The organism is Mammaliicoccus fleurettii (genome assembly GCF_003970575.1).
Taxonomy (GTDB): Bacteria; Bacillota; Bacilli; order Staphylococcales; family Staphylococcaceae; genus Mammaliicoccus; species Mammaliicoccus fleurettii.
Genome location: NZ_RXWZ01000092.1, coordinates 1 through 4,615 on the forward strand (window position 1 = coordinate 1; position 4,615 = coordinate 4,615).

Consider the following 4,615-nt stretch of genomic DNA (forward strand, 5'->3'; position numbering starts at 1 on the left):
AATGAATTAACTAAGTATATCCATTTTTATAATACTAATAGAATTACATTAAAAATGGCCGAATCCATAGCTTAGCTATGAATTCGGCCATTTTTATTATTTAGTTGTCTACTTGACAGGGTACAGTTCAGGTAATTATTATGGGCTTTATATTAATGTTAATCGTCGGCGGTTTAATCGGCTGGCTTGCAGGAGTTATTTTAGGTAAAGATGTTCCAGGTGGAATTATTGGTAACATTATTGCAGGTATTATCGGTTCAGCAATTGGTGGATCATTATTAGGAGATATGGGACCAGTATTTGGTGGAATTGCAATTATTCCAGCATTAATCGGTTCAATCATCTTAATCTTAGTACTTTCATTTATTTTAAAAGCAATCAGAAAATAAATTGCTTTAAGAGCCGAGACATTTAATTGTCTCGGCTCTTTTTTGTGTATGGAGAAAATGAACTTTGTGGGAATGGACTTGATTGTGTCGCTGGAAGTTCATATGTCGTTTGATGCTTAGATTGCACTGCTTAGACTGCGCTTACTGGCAGAATTCTGAATTGTGCTCCTTAGACTGTTCTTACTGGCAGAATTCCAAATTGTGCTCCTTAGATACTAGTCTTACGGACATTTCTCAGAATTATGTCCCTTACAACAGCTCTTACGGACATTTCTCAGAATTTTGTCTCTAACAGCACCTCTTACGGACATTTCTCGGAATTATGTCCCTTACACTACCTCTTACGGACATTTCTCAGAATTTTGTCCCTTACAACACTACTTATAATATATTAAAATCAGAAATCCTATACAAAAAAACTGTCAACAAAGTCTCCTCTGCTGACAGTCCAACACATCACAGTAAAACTATGATGTGTTTATTAATTTACATATATACGAATAAATATTTTCAAAACCACTCTAGGTAAATAGCTTTGTACTCATTAAATACCCGGCGTATTGTATAAGTAAACATTGAATTTACAATACTTTCAAAAAAGTTTAATAATTCTTATCATTAATTAACCTTTATTCGTACCTTTGTTAAATAATTTACGAATAAATCTAAATATAAGCGCTGTACCTACATATCTTAGAATACGTTTTACCACATTACCCATCTATATCAACTCCTCATACATAGCTTTTATTTGGTTATTAACCTACTTTACTTCTATTACCCGAGAACAGATTATTATACACATAAAACTTATAATTAAATATATTCACGTATTTAATACTTAGTATAATTATGTAATAATAGTACTAGGTACTAAATATAGAGATAAATAAGGTGATAAAAGTGATTTCTTACGCAAAAATAACAGCTCAAGATGCTTATGTTCCTGAAAAAGCAATGAACAATCAAGATTTCGAAAAAATTGTAGACACATCAGATGAATGGATACAACAAAGAACAGGAATTATAGAACGTCGAATTGCCAAAGATAATGAATATACCAGTGATTTAAGTTATAAAGCAGTACTAGATTTACAACAAAATTATAATATTGATTTAAGTGATGTGGATATGATTATCAACGCAACATTAACACCTGATTACAAAACACCAAGTGTTGCGTCATATATTCAAGCTAAATTAGGACTTGAGAATACTGGTGCAATAGATATTAATGCTGCTTGTGCAGGTTTTACATATGGTTTAAATATAGCAAATGGACTTATAACTTCAGGTCAAAATAAAAAGATTTTAGTCATAGGTTCTGAAACATTATCAAAAATAACTGATTATACGGATAGAAACACATGCATATTATTTGGCGATGGCGCTGGTGCATTTTTAGTTGAATATTCCGAAGATGATCCAAGTTTTATTACGAGTAGTTTTGGTTCTGATGGTAATAAAGGTGGTAATTTATATTGCTCAGAATTATCTAAAGAAATGTTTAACGAAGAATTGGAAAATCCCGGTTTCGTTGTTCAGAACGGAAGAGGCGTTTATAAATGGGCTGTTAGTACGGTCCCTAAAATTGTAAGTAATACACTCGATAAATCTAGTTATACAATAGATGATTTAGATTGGTTTGTACCTCATAGCGCAAATGCTAGAATGATTGAATCTATTTGTGAAAAGTCTAAAATTCAAAAAGACCAAACTTTAATGAGTCTTGCACACTATGGAAATACTTCTTCAGCAACAATACCATTATCCATTAACCTAGCAATTTCAGAAAACAAGATTAAAAAAGATGATCTTCTAATGCTAGTAGGATTTGGTGGAGGATTAACTTATTCATCTGTTTTAATTAAATGGTCAATATAATAAAAATAATACCCACTCTTAATTATTAAAAGAGCGGGTATTATTTACTTTGTGATTTATTCATTAAGTAAATATATCTTAACAAACAATATTACCTAAACTTCTCCATTCTATGGATACCTTCGTCGTCTTTTTCTTTAATACCATCTTTGAAATCATATCCATACTTTCTGTAAAACTGAACTGCAGTTACAGAAGCGGGTATTTCAATACGCTTTGCACTTTTAAAGTAATAATCATTTTCTAGTGTTTCAATAATTAATTTGCCAATACCTCTCCCTTGATATTGTGGAGAAACAAAAATCGTAAATAAACTACTTTCAGTTTCACTACCCCAATACGGACCAATAGCTCCAGTTGCTATAATTTTAAAATTATCTTCAAATAAATAAAAATTCGTGAAGCTCGCTCTTTCTATTATAGATTCAGGTGTAATCGTCCTAACTACCTTCTCTATTTCTTCAATAGATTCATCTTTGATATTTGTCGTTCTCAACGTATGTATGATCAAGTCACATACTTCTTCGGCATCTTTTGTTTCAAACATTCTGATTTTCATGATGTCACACTCCTAGATTTCACCTATTCGATTATATTGAGATAAATGATTTATTTTATTATATTCAAGAATCTCTACTTTCTCATCAGTCATTTCAAGTGATGTAATCCCACCATTTGTAAGTTTAATCTTCCCTGTACCAATTTCTCCATGAGAATAATGATACAAGATCGCATTAATAAGCGCTCCATGAGATACAATAAGTACGTTTTTATTTCTATATTTATTTTGTACTATATCTAACCCTTTAGAGAATCGTGTTTTAAAACTATATTCTTCTTCTTGATTTGGATAAACGCGATCAGGATATAATTTTAAACGTTCGTCTAACGTCATACCTTCAGCATCACCGAAAGATAATTCTATAAACTCTTCCATTACAATTAAATCTACATTAACCTTCTCTTGAACAATTTTCGCTGTATCTTGCGCCCTTTTTAATGGACTCGTTACAATGTAATCTATATTTAAATTCGTTAAAAATTCACTACTCTCTTTAGCTTGACGAACACCATTAGAATTAAGCGGAATATCAGTCCTACCTTGAATCCTCCCCATTACATTCCAGTCCGTTTCACCGTGTCTTAAAAAATATAAATTTGTCATAATCATGACCTCTCTATAAAATGATTTAAAATCAATTGTACCATTTATAAAATTACAGTTCACGAAATAACATGAACTCCAAATAGTTAATAAATATAATACCAATACAATGATTAGAGCCTGAGATAATTAATTTATCTCAGGCTCTTGAGGGTGTTTATTTATTAACTTGCTTCACATGCAAAGTTATCGCTGTCTCTATCATGTTTCGAGTCATATGCTGGATGCGTGCTTGGTACGCCGTTTGGATATACTTCTCTAAGTGCTGTACAGTTTGGATAAGATTCACTACCACTATTACTTTCTACACTTGGTGTTTCCGTCGTTGTCTCAGGTTCGCTTTGAACATCTGATGTACTTGATGTTGATTGTTCAGAAGAATGATCTTCTTCAAACGCACTTCCAAGACTCCAAACACCTAATTTTTGTTCTTTTGCTATTTCTTGTGCACTTTCTAATTGATTTAAATAACGTGTACTAGGTGGATAAACGTATGCTACTTTTGCTAAACCTTCTTTAACTAATATTTCATTAACCATTTCGCCATCAACATATATGTATGCTAAATATCGTTGATACTTATCTTGCTCGCCACCTACATCAAATTCGACTTCAATTTTATTTGCATTAGTGAGTAATTCTTTCGTTCTATCTGAAGCTTCTTGCCCAAAAGGTTGTTTCCCGATTCGAGGATGCTTCGTTTCAGGTGTATCAATTAACAAAAATCTAAATGATTCTTTGCTGCCATTATAAATAAACTTAGCCGTATCCCCATCAACTGTTGATGCAAGCTCAACTGGTATTCTATCAGTTGTACCTGGCGTATATGACTTTTGTTCTTCTTTCTTTATATCAGTAGAAGTACTTTCAGTTTGTTCTACTTCAACTTTCTCTTCTGAACTTTCTACTGTTTCCTCTTCTTTAACTTGTTCTTTCTTATCTGATTCATTTTTCTCTTCAGATTTTTTCACTTTATCTTCAAGACGTTTATTTGTTTCTTCTAATTTTTTCTGTTCACTTTTTAACTTTTCATTTTCTTTACTAACTTGGTCATTTTCCGTATTATCTTCACTGCAACCACCTATGATAATCATCACGATAATAATACTTACAAACCATAACAAACCCTTTTTCATTATTTTCTCTCCTAATTAAGTCATCATTATTTTAATAATAC

5 protein-coding genes are annotated in these 4,615 nt (G+C 31.7%); 2 read left to right on the forward strand and 3 right to left on the reverse strand.

Annotated elements, in window-relative coordinates; all coding sequences use genetic code 11:
• Positions 1 to 140: 140 nt before the first annotated feature.
• Both CD129_RS07875 and CD129_RS07880 read left to right on the forward strand, forming a co-directional pair.
• A complete protein-coding gene (locus tag CD129_RS07875; RefSeq protein WP_078357738.1) occupies positions 141 to 389 on the forward strand; it encodes a GlsB/YeaQ/YmgE family stress response membrane protein in 249 nt (82 codons plus the stop codon).
• A 903-nt stretch (positions 390 to 1,292) separates the two neighbouring features.
• The gene (locus tag CD129_RS07880) at positions 1,293 to 2,273 is read left to right on the forward strand and encodes a ketoacyl-ACP synthase III (RefSeq protein ID WP_115337690.1); all 981 of its coding nucleotides are present in this window, start codon (positions 1,293 to 1,295) and stop codon (positions 2,271 to 2,273) included.
• A gap of 91 nt (positions 2,274 to 2,364) precedes the next feature.
• On the opposite strand, the gene CD129_RS07885 is transcribed toward CD129_RS07880, so the two are convergent.
• From CD129_RS07885 to CD129_RS07895, 3 genes are all read right to left on the reverse strand, one after another.
• On the reverse strand, positions 2,365 to 2,832 hold the full coding sequence (locus CD129_RS07885) for a GNAT family N-acetyltransferase (protein WP_107508966.1): 468 nt from the start codon (positions 2,830 to 2,832) through the stop codon (positions 2,365 to 2,367).
• A gap of 12 nt (positions 2,833 to 2,844) precedes the next feature.
• On the reverse strand, positions 2,845 to 3,438 hold the full coding sequence (locus CD129_RS07890) for a histidine phosphatase family protein (RefSeq protein WP_078357741.1): 594 nt from the start codon (positions 3,436 to 3,438) through the stop codon (positions 2,845 to 2,847).
• A gap of 164 nt (positions 3,439 to 3,602) precedes the next feature.
• Entirely contained in the window at positions 3,603 to 4,574 is a 972-nt protein-coding gene (locus CD129_RS07895) for a thermonuclease family protein (protein WP_237687756.1), read from the reverse strand.
• Between the last annotated feature and the right edge of the window lie 41 nt (positions 4,575 to 4,615).